This is a genomic window from Exiguobacterium sp. E4787, assembly GCF_018618375.1.
GTDB lineage: Bacteria > Bacillota > Bacilli > Exiguobacteriales > Exiguobacteriaceae > Exiguobacterium > Exiguobacterium chiriqhucha.
Window position 1 is genome coordinate 137,083 of the sequence record NZ_JACSLY010000006.1, and the last position, 18,589, is coordinate 155,671.

General features: G+C 53.0%; 16 protein-coding genes. 8 read left to right on the forward strand and 8 right to left on the reverse strand.

The window, feature by feature from the left end; translation table 11 throughout:
- Positions 1 to 14 precede the first annotated feature (14 nt).
- The 5 genes from KNP80_RS08835 to KNP80_RS08855 all read right to left on the reverse strand — a co-directional run bounded on the left by KNP80_RS08835 (position 15) and on the right by KNP80_RS08855 (position 3,429).
- Positions 15 to 182, reverse strand: a complete 168-nt coding sequence (locus KNP80_RS08835; protein ID WP_021067950.1) for a hypothetical protein — start codon at positions 180 to 182, stop codon at positions 15 to 17.
- Between the two features lies 1 nt (position 183).
- A complete protein-coding gene (locus tag KNP80_RS08840; RefSeq protein WP_021067949.1) occupies positions 184 to 387 on the reverse strand; it encodes a YwbE family protein in 204 nt (67 codons plus the stop codon).
- Positions 388 to 451: 64 nt separating this feature from the next.
- Complete coding sequence (locus KNP80_RS08845) at positions 452 to 787, reverse strand: hypothetical protein (RefSeq protein ID WP_214718677.1); 336 nt, start codon at positions 785 to 787, stop codon at positions 452 to 454.
- A 47-nt stretch (positions 788 to 834) separates the two neighbouring features.
- Positions 835 to 2,532 (reverse strand): glycoside hydrolase family 13 protein, encoded by a 1,698-nt coding sequence (locus KNP80_RS08850; RefSeq protein ID WP_251128954.1) that lies wholly within the window; start codon positions 2,530 to 2,532, stop codon positions 835 to 837.
- A gap of 141 nt (positions 2,533 to 2,673) precedes the next feature.
- The gene (locus tag KNP80_RS08855; protein WP_128123028.1) at positions 2,674 to 3,429 is read right to left on the reverse strand and encodes an alpha/beta hydrolase; all 756 of its coding nucleotides are present in this window, start codon (positions 3,427 to 3,429) and stop codon (positions 2,674 to 2,676) included.
- Between the two features lie 383 nt (positions 3,430 to 3,812).
- Here KNP80_RS08855 and KNP80_RS08860 point away from each other — a divergent pair, with 383 nt between their 5' ends.
- The 8 genes from KNP80_RS08860 to guaC all read left to right on the forward strand — a co-directional run bounded on the left by KNP80_RS08860 (position 3,813) and on the right by guaC (position 16,516).
- A complete protein-coding gene (locus KNP80_RS08860; RefSeq protein ID WP_214834530.1) occupies positions 3,813 to 7,319 on the forward strand; it encodes a chitobiase/beta-hexosaminidase C-terminal domain-containing protein in 3,507 nt (1,168 codons plus the stop codon).
- Positions 7,320 to 7,429: 110 nt separating this feature from the next.
- A complete protein-coding gene (locus tag KNP80_RS08865) occupies positions 7,430 to 8,635 on the forward strand; it encodes an NAD(P)/FAD-dependent oxidoreductase (RefSeq protein WP_214833027.1) in 1,206 nt (401 codons plus the stop codon).
- A gap of 49 nt (positions 8,636 to 8,684) precedes the next feature.
- Positions 8,685 to 9,347 (forward strand): hypothetical protein, encoded by a 663-nt coding sequence (locus KNP80_RS08870; RefSeq protein ID WP_214833029.1) that lies wholly within the window; start codon positions 8,685 to 8,687, stop codon positions 9,345 to 9,347.
- A 236-nt stretch (positions 9,348 to 9,583) separates the two neighbouring features.
- The gene (locus tag KNP80_RS15915) at positions 9,584 to 9,715 is read left to right on the forward strand and encodes a hypothetical protein (RefSeq protein ID WP_285800965.1); all 132 of its coding nucleotides are present in this window, start codon (positions 9,584 to 9,586) and stop codon (positions 9,713 to 9,715) included.
- A 109-nt stretch (positions 9,716 to 9,824) separates the two neighbouring features.
- On the forward strand, positions 9,825 to 11,834 hold the full coding sequence (locus KNP80_RS08875; RefSeq protein WP_214834533.1) for a catalase: 2,010 nt from the start codon (positions 9,825 to 9,827) through the stop codon (positions 11,832 to 11,834).
- A 145-nt stretch (positions 11,835 to 11,979) separates the two neighbouring features.
- Positions 11,980 to 13,164 (forward strand): MFS transporter, encoded by a 1,185-nt coding sequence (locus KNP80_RS08880; RefSeq protein ID WP_214834535.1) that lies wholly within the window; start codon positions 11,980 to 11,982, stop codon positions 13,162 to 13,164.
- Positions 13,165 to 13,274: 110 nt separating this feature from the next.
- On the forward strand, positions 13,275 to 15,332 hold the full coding sequence (locus tag KNP80_RS08885) for a PAS domain S-box protein (RefSeq protein WP_214834537.1): 2,058 nt from the start codon (positions 13,275 to 13,277) through the stop codon (positions 15,330 to 15,332).
- Between the two features lie 200 nt (positions 15,333 to 15,532).
- Positions 15,533 to 16,516, forward strand: coding sequence for a GMP reductase (gene guaC / locus KNP80_RS08890; protein ID WP_021067936.1), 984 nt, complete (start codon positions 15,533 to 15,535; stop codon positions 16,514 to 16,516).
- A 30-nt stretch (positions 16,517 to 16,546) separates the two neighbouring features.
- Here the strand turns inward: guaC and KNP80_RS08895 are convergent, their stop codons facing one another.
- Genes KNP80_RS08895 through KNP80_RS08905 form a run of 3 tightly spaced genes read right to left on the reverse strand, consistent with a single transcriptional unit; the run spans position 16,547 to position 18,589 of the window.
- On the reverse strand, positions 16,547 to 16,984 hold the full coding sequence (locus KNP80_RS08895; RefSeq protein ID WP_214834539.1) for a GNAT family N-acetyltransferase: 438 nt from the start codon (positions 16,982 to 16,984) through the stop codon (positions 16,547 to 16,549).
- On the reverse strand, positions 16,984 to 17,844 hold the full coding sequence (locus KNP80_RS08900; RefSeq protein WP_214834541.1) for an MBL fold metallo-hydrolase: 861 nt from the start codon (positions 17,842 to 17,844) through the stop codon (positions 16,984 to 16,986). Before KNP80_RS08900 ends, KNP80_RS08895 begins: the two co-directional genes overlap by 1 nt.
- Positions 17,831 to 18,589 (reverse strand): P-loop NTPase family protein, encoded by a 759-nt coding sequence (locus tag KNP80_RS08905; RefSeq protein ID WP_214834543.1) that lies wholly within the window; start codon positions 18,587 to 18,589, stop codon positions 17,831 to 17,833. The genes KNP80_RS08900 and KNP80_RS08905 overlap by 14 nt, the downstream gene beginning before the upstream one ends.

Consider the following 18,589-nt stretch of genomic DNA (forward strand, 5'->3'; position numbering starts at 1 on the left):
TGAGCGGCTGCTTTTTAAACGCCTGTCCGTTTCTTCTGGTTGTTCGGCTTCTTCGTCAACTGGTTCGTCAACGGTTTCTGCTTCGTCCCACGAAGTCCTGTCGGCACTTTCGTCTCGTTTTGTTTCTTTTCAGCGAGTTTTTGCTTCATCGCCTCTTGAAAACTTAATTTCTTTTCAGTCATGTTATTCACCTCCAGCTTCGATCACTTTCACCCGACCGACCTGTCCATCGCTTAAGCGTACTTTAATGCCGTGCGGGTGACGCGGCGAGTTCGTCAAAATGTCTTTGACGACGCCTGACGTCAACTTCCCACTCCGCTGATCTTGTTTTAGGACAATCTGGACGTGGAGCCCTGGGCGAATGTCCGCGCGTTTCGTGCCATCCATACCCGACACCCCTTTCCGTATAGTCAACCTCTATCATATGCTCTTTTCCCGCGTTTGTCACAATCTATTCCACGATGCCGATTTGTCCGACCGTCCTCGTCAAATAACTTTGATCGGTCTCGAATCGGTTCGTCCCCTGTCCCCAAGCCGTCTCGACCTCGACGCGGCCTCGTTCGAACGAGATTGTCAAAATCACTCGCCCTGCCTCATTTTGTAATCGAGCCACTCCTTGCAACGCGTGAAAGGCATGGGTCAAATCCCGTGCAAATTGGACATACGCCTCCGTCCGGACCGTCTCGATGACTTGCGCATGGACGAGTCGTAACGTGTCGCGTGACGCTTCCGCGATGACGAACTCGAATATCGTCTCATCGTTTCCCATCTCTATTTGATGCTGCATCTTCCTACCTCCTAAAAAGACACCTTCGCCGGGAAGGTGTCTTCTTATTATAAGCGGTACAGTCTTGCCTCGAACGGACGCAGCATAAACGTGTCCGTCTCGATCGTCTCAGGATCCATCTCATTCGTTAACACGAGCGTCGCTTTGTCGAGACCAGGCAGCGTCGTCTCGGCAGGGTTTGCCGTCAGGTTCACGACGACATAAAACGTTTGTTCTTCAAACTTCCGTTCATAGGCGAACACTTGCAGATGTTCCGGCAACAAATCGCGGTAACTGCCGTACGTGAACGTGTCTTCCGTCCGACGAAGACGAATCATCGCCTTATAGAACGAAAGAATCGAATGGGCATCCTTCGATTGGGCGTCGACGTTGAGCGTCTCATACTCTTCATGAATCGGCATCCACGGCGTCACCGTCGAGAAACCAGCGTTCGGTGACGCGTCCCATTGAATCGGGGTGCGGACGTTGTCGCGTGATGTGCCCCATACGTGCTGCATCGAATCGATTTCGCTCATCCCGTTGGCAATCCGTTCGAAGTATTCATTTTTCGTCGCCACATCGTCATAGTCATGGATGGACGGAAGCGGCACATTCTTCATACCGATTTCCTGCCCTTGATAGATGAACGGTGTCCCGTGCATGAAGAAATACATCATACCAAGCGCAGTCGCGCTCTCGCGCCAATAGTGGTTCTCATCCCCGACGAGCGAGACGGCACGGACCATGTCATGATTCTCGATATAGAGAGCGTTCCATCCCGTCTCGAGTAGGCCTTGTTGCCACTTGTCAAAGATGCGCTTCAGCTTGACGACATCGAGCGGCGCCAGACGTGATTGCCGCATGATATCGACATGGTCGAAGTGGAAGGCCATGTTCATCGCCCCGTTCTCCGGCCCCATCCATAAATCGGCGGCTTGCGGTTCAATCCCGTTCGTCTCGCCGACCGTCATAATATCGTAATTGGCGAACGTCTCCTGCTTCATCTCTTGGAGATAGTCGTGGATGCCATCGATGTTCGAATACATCGAGAACGCCGTGACGTGCGGTTTTCCGTCTGGGGACGGCAACATCGTCTCGGTTGGCATCTTCTTGATGTGGCTGATTGCGTCGACCCGGAATCCGTCGATGCCTTTGTCGAGCCACCAGTTGATCATATCGTAGACGGCACCACGCACGTCTTCATTTTCCCAGTTCAAGTCCGGCTGTTTTTTGGAGAAGACGTGCAAATAGTATTGCTCGGTCGTCTCATCGTACTCCCACGCTGAACCACCAAAGATGCTCGCCCAGTTGTTCGGGGGTCCCCCATCCGTCCCATCGCGCCAGATATACCAGTCGCGTTTCGGGTCGTCTTTCGAGCGTTTCGATTCGACGAACCACGGGTGCTCATCGGACGTATGGTTGACGACGAGGTCCAAGAGCAGCTTCATGCCGCGTGCATGGACGGCTTTGAGCAATGCGTCAAAGTCTTCCATCGTCCCAAACTCTTGCATGATGTCTTGATAGTCCGAGATATCATAGCCGTTGTCATCGTTCGGAGATTTGTACATCGGACATAGCCAAATCACATCGATGCCAAGGTCTTCTAAATAATCGAGCTTCTCGATAATACCGCGGAGATCACCAATCCCGTCTCCGTTCGAATCTTTAAAGCTACGCGGGTAAATCTGATACGCGATCGCTTCTTTCCACCACGTGCGGGTGACCGTTTTTTTCGCCACTTGTTCTCTGCTGACCATTGACTCCATACGCCGCTTGCCTCCTACATCTCATCATTTATATTTTATATACTTGAACAGCAATACCTGTTTTAGGCTGAATCTAATACTACAATAGCACTTGTGCAAGCGTTTGCAAATAATGAGATATAAAAAAATGTAGTCCGGAGACTACATTTTCGGGGCTGTCGCAACTTGTTCACAGAATGCGCCGATGACGTCCGCTAACCGCTCCCGGTCATGGTCCATCGTCGCCACATGATACGACTGTTCGAGCACCTCTCGTTGTTTTGGGGCTTGAACAGTTTCGTACAACCACATCGAGTCCTCGGGCGGCACGACGTTATCGATGGCCGAATGGATGACGCACGTCGGCACGGTCACCTCGGCCGCCATCGGTCGCACTTCCTCGATGAGCGCGAGTAATTCCCGAATGGCTGACGTCGGCACTTTGTCGTAGACAATTTCATACACACCCGGCGCACAGATATCCGGTTCGTCTTCATCAATGAAACGACAGACATCGTCCGTGGCGTGACAGGCATAGCCTGGAACGGACAAGGCCGCATTGATGGTGACGATCGCATCGGCCTGCCCGGCCAAAGCGGCCTTCATCGCCAGCGTCCCGCCCATTGACTGCCCGACAACGATGACGTGTCGACATCGCTCACGCAAGAGACGGATACCGGCTTCCATCGACTCATACCAGCAGCGGCGTGTCGATTGCCGAAACTCTTCCGGATCCGTCCCATGTCCTTTGAGCCGCGGTGCGAAGACGGTGAATCCTTTCTCCATCAAGGCGGTTCCAACGTCACGCACACTTTGAGGCGTCCCGTTAAAGCCATGGCATAACAAGATGCCAATATCATTTCCTTCATAATAAAACGCGCCCGCTCCCGGGATGACCGGATAAGTAATTGTCGTCATTCGTTTCCTCCCTATTTAATCCACAGTTAACCGATACACTTAGTTGTATTAATGAATTGTAAGAGTTGCAACACGTCGCGTCAACCCGATTGCCTACTTGCTCAGTTCTCTTCATGTCTGTAATCAAACTGTAATATGAACTTCGCAATAAGTGGATTGAGTTCTGACGTCTGCTTGGTTATGTTTAACATGTAGTTGAAAAGTTGGTAAATGATAGTGAAATACGTCAAACGATGGGGAAATACGATTATGTCTTCCTGGCGTCAAGTCGAGTAATGTAAGCGCTATCATTTTTTGGATTAAGGGGGCATCCGCTCAAGCAAGTGACCACACGAACTGGGACATCGTATCGGCCATCTACATAATCAAAGGGAGACTAACACATGGGGAAACCACAAGCACGTTCATTCAAACAAATGACCGGCCTCGCCTTATCAGCCGGACTCATCGTCAGCAGCATGACGCCGATCGCGGCAAACGTACACGCAGAGACATTGAACGCTTCAGACCTATTCATCTCGGAATACGTTGAAGGGTCTAGTAACAACAAAGCCATCGAATTGTTCAATGGAACGAATGCGGCCATCGACCTCTCGGCCTATAGACTTGAATTGTATGCGAACGGAGCGGCCACTCCAGGCACGACGCTCAACTTGACAGGTACGCTTCAACCAGGTGGCACATACGTCATCGTCAACGGCAGTGCGAACGATGCCTTGAAAGCAAAATCGAACGCGACGAGCGGTGTGACGAACTTTAACGGCGACGACACGCTCGTCTTGAAAAAAGGAGACACGGTGCTCGACGTCTTCGGTCAAATCGGATTCGACCCGGGCACGAAATGGGGAACGACGGTCGCCACGGTGGACCAGTCGTTAGTCCGTAAAGATACGGTGACGACTGGCGATGCGAACGGAGCGGATGCGTTCGACCCGGCCGTTGAATGGAACTCACAACCAATCGATACGTTCACGAACCTCGGATCGCACACGTTCCAAGGCGTCGTCTACGGCGATGGCGGTACGGTCGAACCACCGGCTCCGGTCACTCCGATTTCAATCAGTGACGCCCGGTCGAAAGCCGAAGGCGAAACCGTCACGATTAAAGGTGTCGTCACAGCGAAGCTGGCCAATACGATTTCGATTCAAGATGCGACAGGCGGCCTCTCGGTCCGTCCGACGTCACTCGCCGTCAACGTCGGTGATGAAGTCGTCGTCACGGGTGCCATCGGTTCGTACCGTGAATTGCTTCAATTGAACAGCGCCGTCGTCGTCTCGAAACAAGCGGCGAGCGTACCAGCTGCGCAAGTCCTAACTGGCGAACAAATCAATGAGGACGTCGAGTCGGAACTCGTCACCGTGAAGAACGTTAAACTCTCGGGCAGCGGGCAAAACTTGACGGCCACGGATGGAACGAAAGAGTTCGTCGTGCGTGATGAGCGCGGCATTCTCGATTTACAGACGGACGTCAACTACTCGTCGATCACGGGTATCGTGCAACAGTTCGATAACACGTATCAAATCATTCCGCGCGACGTATCTGACGCAGTAATCGACGCATCGGTACTCCGTCCGGCAACAGCGAAGCCAGGTGCAGGCACGTTCGTCGGTCCACAAGACGTGACACTTTCGACGACGACAGCGGGCGCTGACATCTATTACACACTCGACGGGTCGGATCCGAAAGTGAACGGTACCCTTTATACGTCACCAGTCCGCATCGAGGAGACGAAAACGCTCAAAGTTGCCGTCAAATCGGGTGATGCGTTCAGCGCCGTGACGACGTTCGACTATAAAATCACGGACAAAATCCGCATTCATGACATCCAAGGCGCAAGCCACACGTCACCGATGAACGGACAGACTGTTGAAGGCGTCGAGGGCGTCGTCACGTACTCGTTCGTATCGATGGGTACCACGTATTACTATATCCAAACGCCTGACACGGAAGCCGACCAAGATGCACGAACGTCAGAAGGAATCATCTTGTATGGTGGCCGTTCAATCGCGGGCATCCAAGTCGGTGACCTCGTCAACGTGAAAGGTCTCGTCAGCGAGTACGCCATCGAAGGCTACAGCGACCGTCAACAGACGGATATGAAGATGACGCAAATAGATACACGCAACGGAAGTGTCAACGCCGTCAAGAGCGGTGTCACACTCCCGACGCCAGTGAAAATCGACGCGTCGAACTTGCCGACCGAGTTCATCGACAGCGATGCCCTCGCCGTCTTCAACCCGGACAAAGACGCCATCGACTTCTGGGAGAGCCTTGAAGGGATGCGCGTCGAGACGGGCAACCTCAAATCGGTATCACCGCAACAGAACGGCGACCTCGTGACCGTGCTCGAAGCAACACCGACCGAGACGTTCAACGGTGGTATTCTGTTGAAAAAAGATGATGCCAACCCGGAACGGATTCAATTCCGTCTCGAACCAAATGCCGACGCTCGTGATTTCGATGTCGCGACCGGTGACCGCTTCAACGGCCCGATCGTCGGTGTCGTTGGATACTCGTACGGCAACTATAAGATTCAAGCTGGTCTTGATGAGATGAAGGCTGCCTTCGTCAAAGGTGATGCCAAGCGCGAGACGACGTTCATCGAAGCTGAAGAGGACAAATTGACGATTGCCTCTTACAACCTCGAGAACTTCTCGAACAACGTCAAAGAGACGTCGGACGAGAAAGCCCTCAAACTTGCGAAAGCGTTCGTCGAGGAGTTGAACAGCCCGGACATCATCGGCGTGACCGAAGTCCAAGATAACAACGGGGAAGGTACAGGCGATTCTGCGGCCGATCAAAGCTACCAACGTTTGATCGACAATATCGTCTCGATTGGCGGCAAATCGTACAAGTACGTCAACATCGACCCTGAGTACAATAAAGACGGCGGCGCACCAAATGCCAACATCCGTGTCGGCTTCTTGTATGACCCGGAACGTGTCTCGCTCACAGAAGGCATCCCTGCCGGTGACGCAACGACAGCTGTCGGTTATGAAAACGGCAAGTTGACGCACAACCCGGGCCGCATCGACCCGCTCAACCCAGCGTTCAACAGCTCACGTAAACCGCTCGCGGCCCAGTTCGACTTCCAAGGCGAGAACGTCGTCGTCATCGCCAACCACTGGAACTCGAAAGGTGGCGACACTGGTTTCTTCGGCTCGAAACAGCCGGTCGTGCTCGGCAGTGAAGTCCAACGAAAACAAATCGCTCAAATCGTCCATGACTTCGTCGCTGACGTGAAAACGGACAACCCGGACGCGAACGTCGTCGCCCTCGGTGACTTCAACGACTTCGAATTCTCGGATGCGATGCAAATCTTCAAAGGCGACTTGATGACGAACATGGTCGAGAAAGTTCCAGCTGTCGACCGTTACTCGTACGTCTATCAAGGGAACTCGCAAGTGCTCGACCATATCCTCGTGTCAAACCGTTTAGCGGCGACGACCGAAATCGATATGATTCACGTCAACGCTGACTTCACGGAAATGTCGGGCCGCGCCAGTGACCACGATCCGGTCCTCGCACAAATCGACCTCACTCCGGAGCCAGAAGTGGAATTGACGCGTTACACAGTCGAGAACAACAAGGCTGCACGCCTCGTCCTCCAAGATGACTTCATCGGCGTGACGATCGGTAAAGGCACGAACTTCAAGAACGGCATCTTCGTACGCGGCGCCTACACGGAATTGACAGGTGACCCGCTCAAAAACATCGTCGTTCAAGTGAAACCGAAAGAAGCCGGTGCCATCATCGACTTCGAGGGCGCAACTGTCAAAGAAGTAATTGTCGATGGAACGAACTTGGCTGAAATCCGTGGCGCAGAGAATGTGAAACGGATCAGCTACACGAAAGGCGCATCCGCGAACACAGTCGTCATCAAAAAGTAACGATTGAATCGAATACGCAAGCCGCAGACAGATTGTCTGCGGCCTTTTGCGTTTTCATTCGTGAAATTCGGGGATTAAGTAGAAGATGCTGATTATCGGAGGATGACGTTATGGAGATGCACAACGGGAACTTATATTGGCCGACCACAGAATCGGAACAGATCGTCTTACAAAAACCGATCAAGAAAGAGCGCTACGACGTACTCGTCATCGGCGCGGGCATGTCGGGAACGCTGACAGCCTATACGCTTTACAAAGACGGTGTCGATTTCGCCGTCATCGACCAAGGGAAAGTCGGAGCCGGGAGTACGGCCGCGAACACAGGACTCATTCAATACTCGAACGACATTATGTTGCACGAACTAGCCGAGCAAATCGGTGAAGAGGACGCGGTCCGCTTCTATAAACTGTGTGCCGAGGCGGTGGATGCGCTCGACGAGGTCGCTGGGACGGTCGACGCCAAAGACGTCTATATCCGGCGTGACAGCCTTTGCTTCGCCAGCAGCGAAGCAGATGTCTCCAAATTGAAACGGGAGTATGAGATGCTGACGAAACACGGACTCGCGGCCGAATGGCTCGACCGGGAGGCGTTACAAGACCGCTATCCGTTCGATAAACCGGCCGGCTTGATTACGAACGGCGATGCCGAGGTCAATCCGCTCACGCTCAGCCGTCAGGTCGTCCGCTACTTGTCGACCCAAAACGTCCCGATTTTCGAAGAGACGGACGTCACAGAAGTCGTCGCCGATGGAGACGACTGGCTCGTCTTGACCCCCGCGGGAACGTTCAAAGCGGGCCACGTCATCTTTGCGACCGGTTATCGCCCGGCCCCGCTCCTCGACACGCATCGGATCGAACTCAACCGTTCTTATGCGATTGCGACGAATCCCGTTCCTGACTTCGACGAGTGGGAAGGTCAGGCGCTCATTTGGGAAACGAAACGGCCGTACCTCTATTTACGGACGACCGTCGACGGCCGCATCATCGCCGGCGGACTCGATGAAGAAAAAGCAGAAACCCCGCATAGCGAGGCACTCATTCAAAAACGGGCCGAGCGATTGCGCCAAGAAGTCGAGGCGCTGTTCCCGATGTATGATTTGACAGTTGAATACGCCTGGGTGGCCCTGTTCGGTGAGTCAATCGACCAACTACCCTTTATCGGGGAACATCCGGACCGTCCGAACCTTTATTATTTACTTGGGTATGGGGGCAACGGCACGGTCTACAGCATGTTAGGTTCTAAAATCTTGAGCGAGTTGGTCCGCGGCATCGACAATCCAGATGCTCGAATCGTACGATTAAATCGGACACGTTAATCCCCTGACATCAGGGGATTTTTTATACATACACATTGGAGTGAGTGAAATGACAACAAAACAAAAACCAAAATGGGTGTATCGGCTGAGGCGCGCTCTTCTCTTCATCCCCGCCATCGCCTTGACCGTCTACGTCTGGCCGCACGAGCCAGCCGAAGAAACGACCGACGAAACCGTCACGCAAGCAGAGGCGACAGAGGATGAACGACGTTACACGATTGAAACGAGACAAGCTGTGACAGAAGATGAGGCCGTCCGCTATACGTATGATATCGTGGTCCACGGACAACCTGACGTCGAGACGCTCCAGTCCATCAGTCAGGATGTCATGGACGAGATGACGGCGCGCGATACGTTCCAAGCCGCCCTCCTCCGCTTTTATGATCACGAAGCCTATATCGGTACCGAATCGCCACTCGGCGAAGCCGTATTCGCCCCTGAAGGCGATTGGAGCCTGGCGGACACGGTCCAACCCGGCGCCTATGAAGAGATGTCGTTCGGCTGGCAGTTAAAAGAGAAGGAATGGGACACACAACTGTCAGATGAAGAAGCACGCGTTTGGCAAGCGTGGAATCGCGTCTACGAGGCCGAGCAATCGGACGACCCTGACTTGAAAGCGAAAGTGACCCGTACCGTCTCAACGAAATATGATCTCAATCCCGAAACGGTACAACGTATCGTCTTGAAGCAAAGTGTCTGGGCCGCATTATAACCTGATTCATCCAAAAATATAGTACGAATTTTCCTTTCTTTGGCTAAATATATGATGGTATATATGCGACCGTTGATCAGTCAGATAAAAGAGGACACTATGAAATGAAAGACAACGAGAACCGATTGATCCATCTGTCGCAACTTAAAGTCGCACCGCTCCCGAAATTCGCCGTCGGTGCGAGTTATGTGGCGTACCGGGACTACGACTGGTGACTCCGCAATCAAGTCGAGTATTTGACGTTGATCCATATCGGTGAAAAGACGACGAAAATCACGTCTGCCACGGTTCAGAAGACGTCGCGCCACTACGTCGTGCGCTACAAACTGTCGGACGGCACGACGAAAACGCTATCGATGTTACGCTAACCTCCATTTTAAAAATGGGGGTTTTTTCTCGGTCGGTTAGGGAAAACTCGTACAGTAGGCCAAAATGTGGCTTACAGCGTGTGCACATACTTAAAGGGGAGGCACGAACATGGGGAACAAGAAAGAAGAGCAGTTAAAACAACATATGATTGATAACGAGCAACAAGCCGGGCTCACGACGAACCAAGGGCTGAAGATGGCAGAGGACGAGTTCTCGCTCAAAGCCGGACGTCGTGGACCGACATTGATCGAGGATTTCCATTTCCGCGAGAAGATGACGCACTTCGACCACGAACGTATTCCTGAGCGTATCGTGCACGCACGAGGCGTCGGGGCACATGGGGAGTTTCAAGTGTATGAGTCGCTCGCCGACTATACGAAAGCCGACTTCTTGAACGATCCGTCGAAAGTGACGCCGGTGTTCGTTCGCTTCTCGACGGTGCAAGGTTCGCGTGGGTCTGGGGATACCGTGCGCGACGTTCGTGGGTTCGCGACCAAGTTCTATACCGACGAAGGCAACTATGACCTTGTCGGGAACAACATGCCGATCTTTTTCATTCAAGACGCCATCAAGTTCCCCGACCTCGTCCATGCCGTGAAACCGGAGCCGCACACGGAAGTACCTCAAGGCGGCAGCGCCCACGACACGTTCTGGGACTTCGTCGGACAAAACCATGAGACGGCCCATATGATCATGTGGGCGATGAGCGACCGGGGCATCCCGCGCAGCCTTCGCATGATGGAAGGGTTCGGTGTGCACACGTTCCGTCTCGTCAACAAGGAAGGTAAGGCGCATTTCGTCAAGTTCCATTGGAAACCAAAACTCGGTGTTCATTCACAAGTTTGGGACGAGGCGCAGAAAGCGCTCGGTAAGAACGCCGACTTCCACCGCGTCGACCTGTATGAAGCAATCGATAAAGGCGATTATCCAGAATGGGAGCTCGGGCTTCAAATCATCTCCGAAGAAGACGAGTTCAAGTTCGACTTCGACATTCTCGATCCGACGAAACTTTGGCCGGAAGAAGAGGTTCCCGTCAAACTTGTCGGGAAGATGATGCTCAACCGCAACGTCGACAACTTCTTCGCCGAGACCGAGCAAGTCGCGTTCCACCCTGGCCACCTCGTGCCGGGAATCGACTTCTCGAACGACCCGCTCCTTCAAGGGCGCCTGTTCTCGTACACCGATACGCAACTGTCACGTCTCGGGGGACCGAACTTCCATCAAATCCCGATCAACAAGCCGGTCTGTCCGTTCCATAACAACCAGCGCGACGGCATGCATCAGATGTCTGTCCATAAGGGCCAGACGAGCTACCATAAAAACGCGCTCAACAACAATCAACCGGAGCCCGTCCCAGCCGACCAAGGCGGATTCGAGCACTATCAAGAGAAAGTCGACGGCCACAAGATTCGCGGCCGGAGCGACAGCTTCCTCGACTTCTATTCGCAAGCGAAGATGTTTTATAACAGCATGACCGACGTCGAAAAGCAGCACATCCAAGACGCCTGCAGCTTCGAGCTCGGCAAATGTGAGTCGGACATGGTCAAAGAGAACGCCGTCGATTTGTTGAATCGAATCGACCGTCATCTCGCCTCGGTCGTTGCCGACAACCTAGGTGTCGACCTCCCGGCCGAGAATAACGAAGTCGTCTCGGACAAAGCCTCACCGGCGCTCAGCATGGCCAACACGATTGCGAAGCCGGACACGAAGAGCGTCGCCGTCCTCCTTGCTGGAGACGTTGATGCCGCGCAAGTGAAGGCGTGGGTCCAAGCGCTCGCTGATCACAAGGTCAACTACAGCCTCGTCGGAAAAAAATCGTATACGCTCGGAGATCTTAAAGTGAAAGAGACGTACGACACGGTCGACTCGAGTCTGTTCGATGCGGCTTTCCTCGTCAGCACCGCGACCTCGGTCGAAGACGACGTGCTCGAGTTCATCGAGAACACGTATAAACACTTCAAACCGCTCGCGTTGCATTTGCATCACGATGAAGTGCTCGACCGTTGCCGCGTGAAGACAGATCAGCCTGGCGTCTACACGTTCAAACAACATAGTCTCGATGGCTTCGATACGTTTATCGACGGTATCGCGAAAGGCCGGTTCTGGGACCGTAAATAATTGCTCGATGTCACCGATTCGCTGAAGCGAATCGGTGTTTTGATTGGAATGCGTCTATTCGGACAAACCCTTCTCGTTTTGTTATACTCCTTTAGTTATGTTTATTAACTATTTAGAATCAAACGGATAAGGAGGCGGGCTGCAGATGCAACTGACCGCACAAAAACTATGGACGAAAGATTTCCTTATCATCTCTCTCGTCAACTTCTTCTTAACACTCATCTTTTTCTTATTGATGGTGACGATTGGCGTCCACGCCGTCTCAGCATATGGGGCTTCGACGAGCGAGGCCGGCCTTGTTACCGGCATTTTCATTATCGGGACCCTCTTCGGGAGACTCTTTATCGGGCGCTTGATTGACTCAATCGGACGTCGCAAGACGCTCCTGATCGGCCTGACGTTCTTCACGGCTACGATTTTGCTCTATTTCCTCGACTTTGGCATCGGCTTCTTACTGTTTACGCGCTTTGCCCACGGTCTCGGAATGGGACTATCGAGCACGGCGACCGGAACGATTGTCGCCCAAGTCATTCCCGGCTCTCGAAAAGGCGAAGGAATCGGCTACTATAGCATGAGTTCAACGCTCGCTACTGCCATCGGACCGTTCGTCGGCTTGATGATGAGCCAATACACGAGCTTCTCGGTCATCTTTCTTGCCTGTTTCGTCATCGGTCTCATCAGCTTAGGGAGCGCCTTGTTTGTAATGGTGCCTGAAGCTGACAACCCACAAGTCGTCCGGGGTCTTTCGCTCGGTGCATTCGTCGAACCGAAAGCGTTACCGATTGCGCTTATCATCGGCGTCGCCGCCCTCAGCTATTCGAGTGTGCTGTCCTATATTAATTTTTATGCGAGCGAGCTCGACCTCGTTGAAGCGGCGAGTATCTTCTTCCTCGTCTACTCCATCGCCGTCCTCATCTCGCGCCCGATCACAGGTCGTCTGATGGACGAACGCGGCGCCAATATCGTCATGTATCCGGCCATCGTCCTCTTCGCCGTCGGAATGCTCGTCTTGAGCCAGGCGAACAATGCCGTCATGCTGTTACTCGCCGGAGCATTGATTGGACTTGGCTTCGGGAATATCCAGTCCGGTACCCAGGCAATCGCCGTCAAAGCGGCGGACCCTCATCGGATGGGTATGGCCACGTCGACGTTCTTTATCGCCCTCGACGCAGGTCTCGGATTCGGCCCTTACTTGATCGGGTTACTCATTCCGTTGACCGGCTTTTCGACGCTTTATCTGTTACTTGCCGGTGTCGTCTTCTTCACCGTGTTCCTCTATTACTTAATGAACGGTCGCCGCGAGCGGGCCGAAATGAAGCAAGCTGCCTGACAGGACGTCTCATCGTCCTGTCTTTTTTGGAATGTTCACACATTTTGCTACGACTTACGGTAATATGAGAATGACGCGCCGAAAAGTTTTTGATTGAAATGAGGGACATGATGCACGCCGACCAGACCATCCAACACTATTCCTCCGTCCTGCTCCGTACGTTCGACAAAATCTCTGATTTTGTCTTCTTTATGGAAGTGGACGGTTCAACTTATCGTTACGTATTTGTAAACGAACCAGGAAGACAGGCGATTGGCTGGACAGAGGCCGATATCGGGAAACGTGTCGAAGACATGGTTCCACCTGAGACGGCCGCTCTCGTCACACGCCATTATGACGAGGCGGTACGAGAACGAAAGAGTCTCGTCTTCGAGGACTATCGCCTGGCCGAACCATCTTATACGACAGCAGTCATCTCACACGAGATCCACTTACCCGTTTATTACTACGAGTCCGAGGTGACGCCGGTCTTCGATGAGGCGGGTGCCTGCACGCACGTCATCTCGGTCGTCCGGGAAGTGACGGAACGGAAACGTCGTGAACTCGAGTTGTCTATCTTGAAAGATCAGCACGAATCGCTCCAACGCTATTCACCGCACGGCATCTTCGTCCTCGACGATGCGTTTCGCGTCCAATCGGTCAATCCTGCCGTCACACAGATTACCGGTTACGAGGAAGCCGATTTGTTGGGGGAATCTTTTTTGTCATGGTTGCCCGAGTCAGAACGGCCCCTTGTCGATGAGGGTCTCCGCTCTGCCTTGTCTGGCACGCCGCACAAATACGGCATGACCGCTCCGCAAAAGACGGGCAACTGGCTCGATTTGGCCATCTTGAATATTCCGATTGAAGTCGGGGGACATATCACGGGACTGTTCGCCATCATTATCGACCACACCCCGGAGAAGAATGCCGAACGGGCGACTCAGGAGAGCGAGCGCCGTTATCGCCAATTGATTGAGACGATTCCTGAAGGGATCGTCGTCCATAAAGACGGCGTGATTCTATACGCCAACGCCTTGGCGCTAGAAACGATTGGCGAGACGTATATCGAGAGCGAATCGATTTTCACGTTCGTCGCCACGGAATATCATGAGACGACCAAGGCAAGCCTTCAGGCGTTGCGCCAAGGCGATCCGGTCCAAGATACAGAAATCGTGCTCGTCACGCCGGCCGGTCGAAAACTGCATATGGACATCGGCAGCCTGTTAATTGATTACGAAGGAACGACCGCCGTCATGACCTTATTGCGTGACGTGACCGAGAAACGTGAGATGGAGCGTGCCCTGCACCAGAGCGAAACGCAATATCGACTGATCACGGAGAATATGAGCGACCTTGTCTGTATCCTCGAGCGTGACGGCCAAGTCCGCTACGCTTCGCCGTCTCATCAAACCGTGCTCGGATATGCCCCGTCGTTCTACGAGGGCAAGAACACGCTCGACTTCATCCATCCGAATGACGTCGAACCGGCGAGACAACAACTCCGGACGATGACATCGACGAGCGAGCCGCTCACTCTCGAATTCCGTCATCTGCATCAAGATGGTCGTTGGATTTGGCTCGAAACGAAGATTCAAGCGATTTATGATGATACGGGGCAACTGCTTCACTATTTGACCGTCCCGCGTGAAATCATGAAGCGAAAAGTGCTTGAAAAACAGCTCAAGCATTTGGCTTACCATGATACGTTGACCGACTTACCGAATCGGCGCTATTTCCTCGCCTATTTGGAAGAGACGTTGGCCCGGTTCGAGGAAGAAGACGAGTCACTCGCCATCCTGTCGCTCGATATCGATTGTTTCAAACAAATCAACGACACGCTCGGCCACGACATTGGCGACGAGTTGTTGCGCCAATTCTCTACTCGTTTGACCGACGTATTGCGAAATCAAGATGTGGTCGCCCGCTTTGGCGGTGACGAATTCTCGGTGCTCATCCGCTACACGGAAGCTGACGCGCCAAAACGCGTGGCCGAAAAACTCGTGACCGCCCTTCAGCGCCCATGGCAGATTGAAGGCCATTCGTTCGTCACGACCTCTAGCGTCGGCGTGGCTCCGTACCTACCGGGAATGTCGACAAAACTGTTGCTCAAACGAGCCGACTTGGCCTTATATCAAGCGAAAGCTAACGGCCGCAATCAATACGCTTTGTTTGAAGACCGCTCCTAAGCGGTCTTTTTTTCACGTGAAACATAGAAAAAAGTAACTAAACACGAACATTAGAGATGATTAATCAGCAATCATCCAGAAATTTTGCCTTTTATCGCCATATTCCTTTGACATATGTTCTAATTTACGTTACATTACCGAATGGGCGAAGTATTTATCATTCAACAAACCAAATTGTTCGTAAATAGGGGTGTGACAACATGGATAAAGTATTTGATTATGAAGATATTCAATTAATTCCCGCAAAATGTGTCGTCGACAGCAGATCTGAATGTGATGCGAGCGTGACGCTCGGCGGCTTCACGTTCCGTCTGCCGGTCGTTCCAGCCAATATGCAGACCATCATCGATGAGAACGTCGCTCGGTCTCTTGCCGAGAACGGCTATTTCTATATCATGCATCGCTTCAACCCAGAGACGCGACTCCAGTTCATCGAGGACATGCATGGGCGTGGCTTGTATGCATCGATTAGCGTCGGTGTGAAAGAGGACGAATATCGTTTCGTCGAGATGCTTGCGGAAGCCGGACATACGCCGGAATTCATTACGATTGATATTGCGCATGGTCATTCGAATGCGGTCATCCGGATGATTCAACATATCAAACACCATCTTCCAAGCTCGTTCGTGATCGCCGGTAACGTCGGGACACCAGAAGCGGTCCGAGAACTCGAACATGCCGGGGCAGATGCGACGAAGGTCGGCATTGGGCCCGGGAAAGTATGTATCACGAAAATCAAGACGGGCTTCGGCACCGGCGGGTGGCAACTCGCCGCGCTCCGTTGGTGTGCCAAGGCGGCGACAAAACCGATTATCGCGGATGGGGGCATCCGGACACATGGCGACATCGCCAAATCGATTCGCTTCGGGGCATCGATGGTCATGATCGGTTCGCTGTTCGCTGGACACGACGAGTCTCCGGGTGAGACGTTCGAACAGGACGGGAAGTTGCTCAAAGAATACTTCGGGTCGGCTTCTGAATTCCAAAAAGGGGAACGGAAAAACGTCGAAGGCAAGAAAGTGTTCGTTGAGCATAAAGGGGCGCTCCAAGACACGTTGACCGAGATGGAGCAAGACCTCCAGTCGGCTATCTCTTACTCGGGTGGGGACAATCTCGATGCATTGCGCACCGTCGATTACGTCATGGTGAAAAACTCAATCTTTAACGGGGATAAAGTATATTGAAAAGAGGCGACTCACACGAGTCGCCTTTTTTCAATCAGCTGTCAGTTGCTTCGTCATCATATAGTAGTCCGATCCCGGCGGATAATTATAGAGCACGCCGGCGACTTCATAGCCGAAGCGCTCATAAAACGTCTTCGCTTGAAACGAGAACGTCGTCAATTTGACGCGCGTCGCCCCGAGTTCACGGGCCAACCGTTCCCCTTCCTTGAGCAGACGGCTCCCTAGGCCAGTCCCCGCATGTTCTGACGCGACCCAGAGTCGGTCCAAGTCGAACCAGCCCCAATAGACGCTCCCGAACAACCCCGCGATTACGTCCCCGTCCTGTTCCACTTTCAACTGAACGACCGGGACGTCGGCGTTGCGGATCTCGCGATGGTGTACCGAATGAGCGTCATTGAATATCCGCAATCGACTCGTCAAAAATTGTTGAAACGCTTCGTCCTCATCATGAATTCGTTTGATGTTCATCACGCTTCCTCGCTCGAACCGTTCACGAAGAACGAGATCAACTCTTGTACTTCTTCGTCGACGGTCCGACCTGTCAGACGTTCGTATTGAGCGGTTATCGCTTCTTTATTTCCTGGGAAATTCGTGGTAATTCGGGCTAAATGGCGTAAAACGTCTCGGTCTTTCTCATATTCTGCACGGGTCACGACTTGACCGTGTGACCAGACGTACGCTTCGGCCTCGAACTGATCGAGCAGGTCTAAGAGACGCAATGTCCGTGCCGGGGTCATTCGCCAAGTCGGCGCGTACAAGTTCGCATAGAGGGCATCCCCTAAAAACAACACCTTTTCCTCTGGTACATAAGCCACGACTGCATCGGCAGCGTGATCTCCACCAACGTGCTTCAGAATGACGTGTACCCCGCCGAGGTCGAGGGTGAGCGTATCATCGAACGTCAGCGTCGGTAAGACGACGCGCATCGATCGCTCTTCTCCATATTCGAGTTTGATCGCTTCCGCGCAAAACGCGATCTCGCTTCCGTCTTCGACCCGTTCGGCTAAGGAAGCATCGTCCCACGCATAGGGCAGCAATCGTTCCATCCCGGCTTTTGTCGCCGTGCTCGTGACGGAGACAATGTCGGTCAGCGCCGACAATCCAAAGATATGATCCCAATGCCAATGCGTCAACATGACGATTGACGGTCGTTTGATGCCCCGTTCGGTCAAGGCATCTAGAAATAAAATCGTGTGCGCCTCAGAGTTCCCCGCATCAATCATGAGCGTATGTGTGTCGCCGACGACGGCCCCTAAGATGGGACGGTCGGTCTTCGCGACCGGTTCCATATACCAAAACCGGTCCGAATGCTGCTTAAGTGTCTGCATGATCGGCCTCCTCTCTACTCCGTAATGCGTCGAGCGCTTCGAACGCCCCCCGTTCGTCATTGACGAGGCGAATCGTCCGGACCGGCAAACGCTCTAACAAGCTCAATTCACGCCGTTGCCGGTCTTTCAACAGTTGAATCGTCCCTTCAATCCCGTCCAATCCGTTTGCCTGAGCGTAAGCGCGAGTCGTGTAATACTCGACGAAACCACGTTGCCACTCTGTAGGCCGTTCCGCATAGACATCGCGAAACACGGTCGGAACGTCGACTGTCTCTAAATAGACGACAGTCGGGTCGAGCGGGGCCAGTAAGTCTGCCACCGTCTCGATATAGGCTTCAATCTGCTCGTTCGGGACGTCTTGGGCCACCATGCCGATTGTGAACGGGTTTTGCAGGAAGGCACATTCGAGTACGTACGTACCGTCCTCTCCTTTGACCCGTTCCACGAAACGACGCCAACGGCCGATCATCAGTTCAACATGTATATCGAACGGCAGCTCATAGACGTCGACTCCAGAACGACGTTCGTTCGGACGATATCGTATGAATCGACCGTTTCCGTCTTGATCGATGACCTCGCCTTCCGTCATACCGTCTGCTTCGACCCAATAGACGTCATGAACATCGACCGGATGTGACGCATCGATTTCCGAATAAAACGTATAGCCTGGTGTTGCAGCGAGTGTTTCCGCGAACGTCGTCTTCCCGCTCCCTGGTAATCCTTCGATCAGCCATAATTTGCTCAT

Coding starts and splice junctions, on each gene's coding strand:
- KNP80_RS08895 (WP_214834539.1), bottom strand. CDS start 16,984: ATGAACATCAAACGAATTCATGATGAGGACGAAGCGTTTCAACAATTT.
- guaC (WP_021067936.1), top strand. CDS start 15,533: ATGGATAAAGTATTTGATTATGAAGATATTCAATTAATTCCCGCAAAA.
- KNP80_RS08835 (WP_021067950.1), bottom strand. CDS start 182: ATGACTGAAAAGAAATTAAGTTTTCAAGAGGCGATGAAGCAAAAACTC.
- KNP80_RS08900 (WP_214834541.1), bottom strand. CDS start 17,844: ATGCAGACACTTAAGCAGCATTCGGACCGGTTTTGGTATATGGAACCG.
- KNP80_RS08850 (WP_251128954.1), bottom strand. CDS start 2,532: ATGGAGTCAATGGTCAGCAGAGAACAAGTGGCGAAAAAAACGGTCACC.
- KNP80_RS08855 (WP_128123028.1), bottom strand. CDS start 3,429: ATGACGACAATTACTTATCCGGTCATCCCGGGAGCGGGCGCGTTTTAT.
- KNP80_RS08860 (WP_214834530.1), top strand. CDS start 3,813: ATGGGGAAACCACAAGCACGTTCATTCAAACAAATGACCGGCCTCGCC.
- KNP80_RS08905 (WP_214834543.1), bottom strand. CDS start 18,589: ATGAGCAAATTATGGCTGATCGAAGGATTACCAGGGAGCGGGAAGACG.
- KNP80_RS08840 (WP_021067949.1), bottom strand. CDS start 387: ATGGATGGCACGAAACGCGCGGACATTCGCCCAGGGCTCCACGTCCAG.
- KNP80_RS08865 (WP_214833027.1), top strand. CDS start 7,430: ATGGAGATGCACAACGGGAACTTATATTGGCCGACCACAGAATCGGAA.
- KNP80_RS08875 (WP_214834533.1), top strand. CDS start 9,825: ATGGGGAACAAGAAAGAAGAGCAGTTAAAACAACATATGATTGATAAC.
- KNP80_RS08885 (WP_214834537.1), top strand. CDS start 13,275: ATGCACGCCGACCAGACCATCCAACACTATTCCTCCGTCCTGCTCCGT.
- KNP80_RS08845 (WP_214718677.1), bottom strand. CDS start 787: ATGCAGCATCAAATAGAGATGGGAAACGATGAGACGATATTCGAGTTC.
- KNP80_RS08870 (WP_214833029.1), top strand. CDS start 8,685: ATGACAACAAAACAAAAACCAAAATGGGTGTATCGGCTGAGGCGCGCT.
- KNP80_RS08880 (WP_214834535.1), top strand. CDS start 11,980: ATGCAACTGACCGCACAAAAACTATGGACGAAAGATTTCCTTATCATC.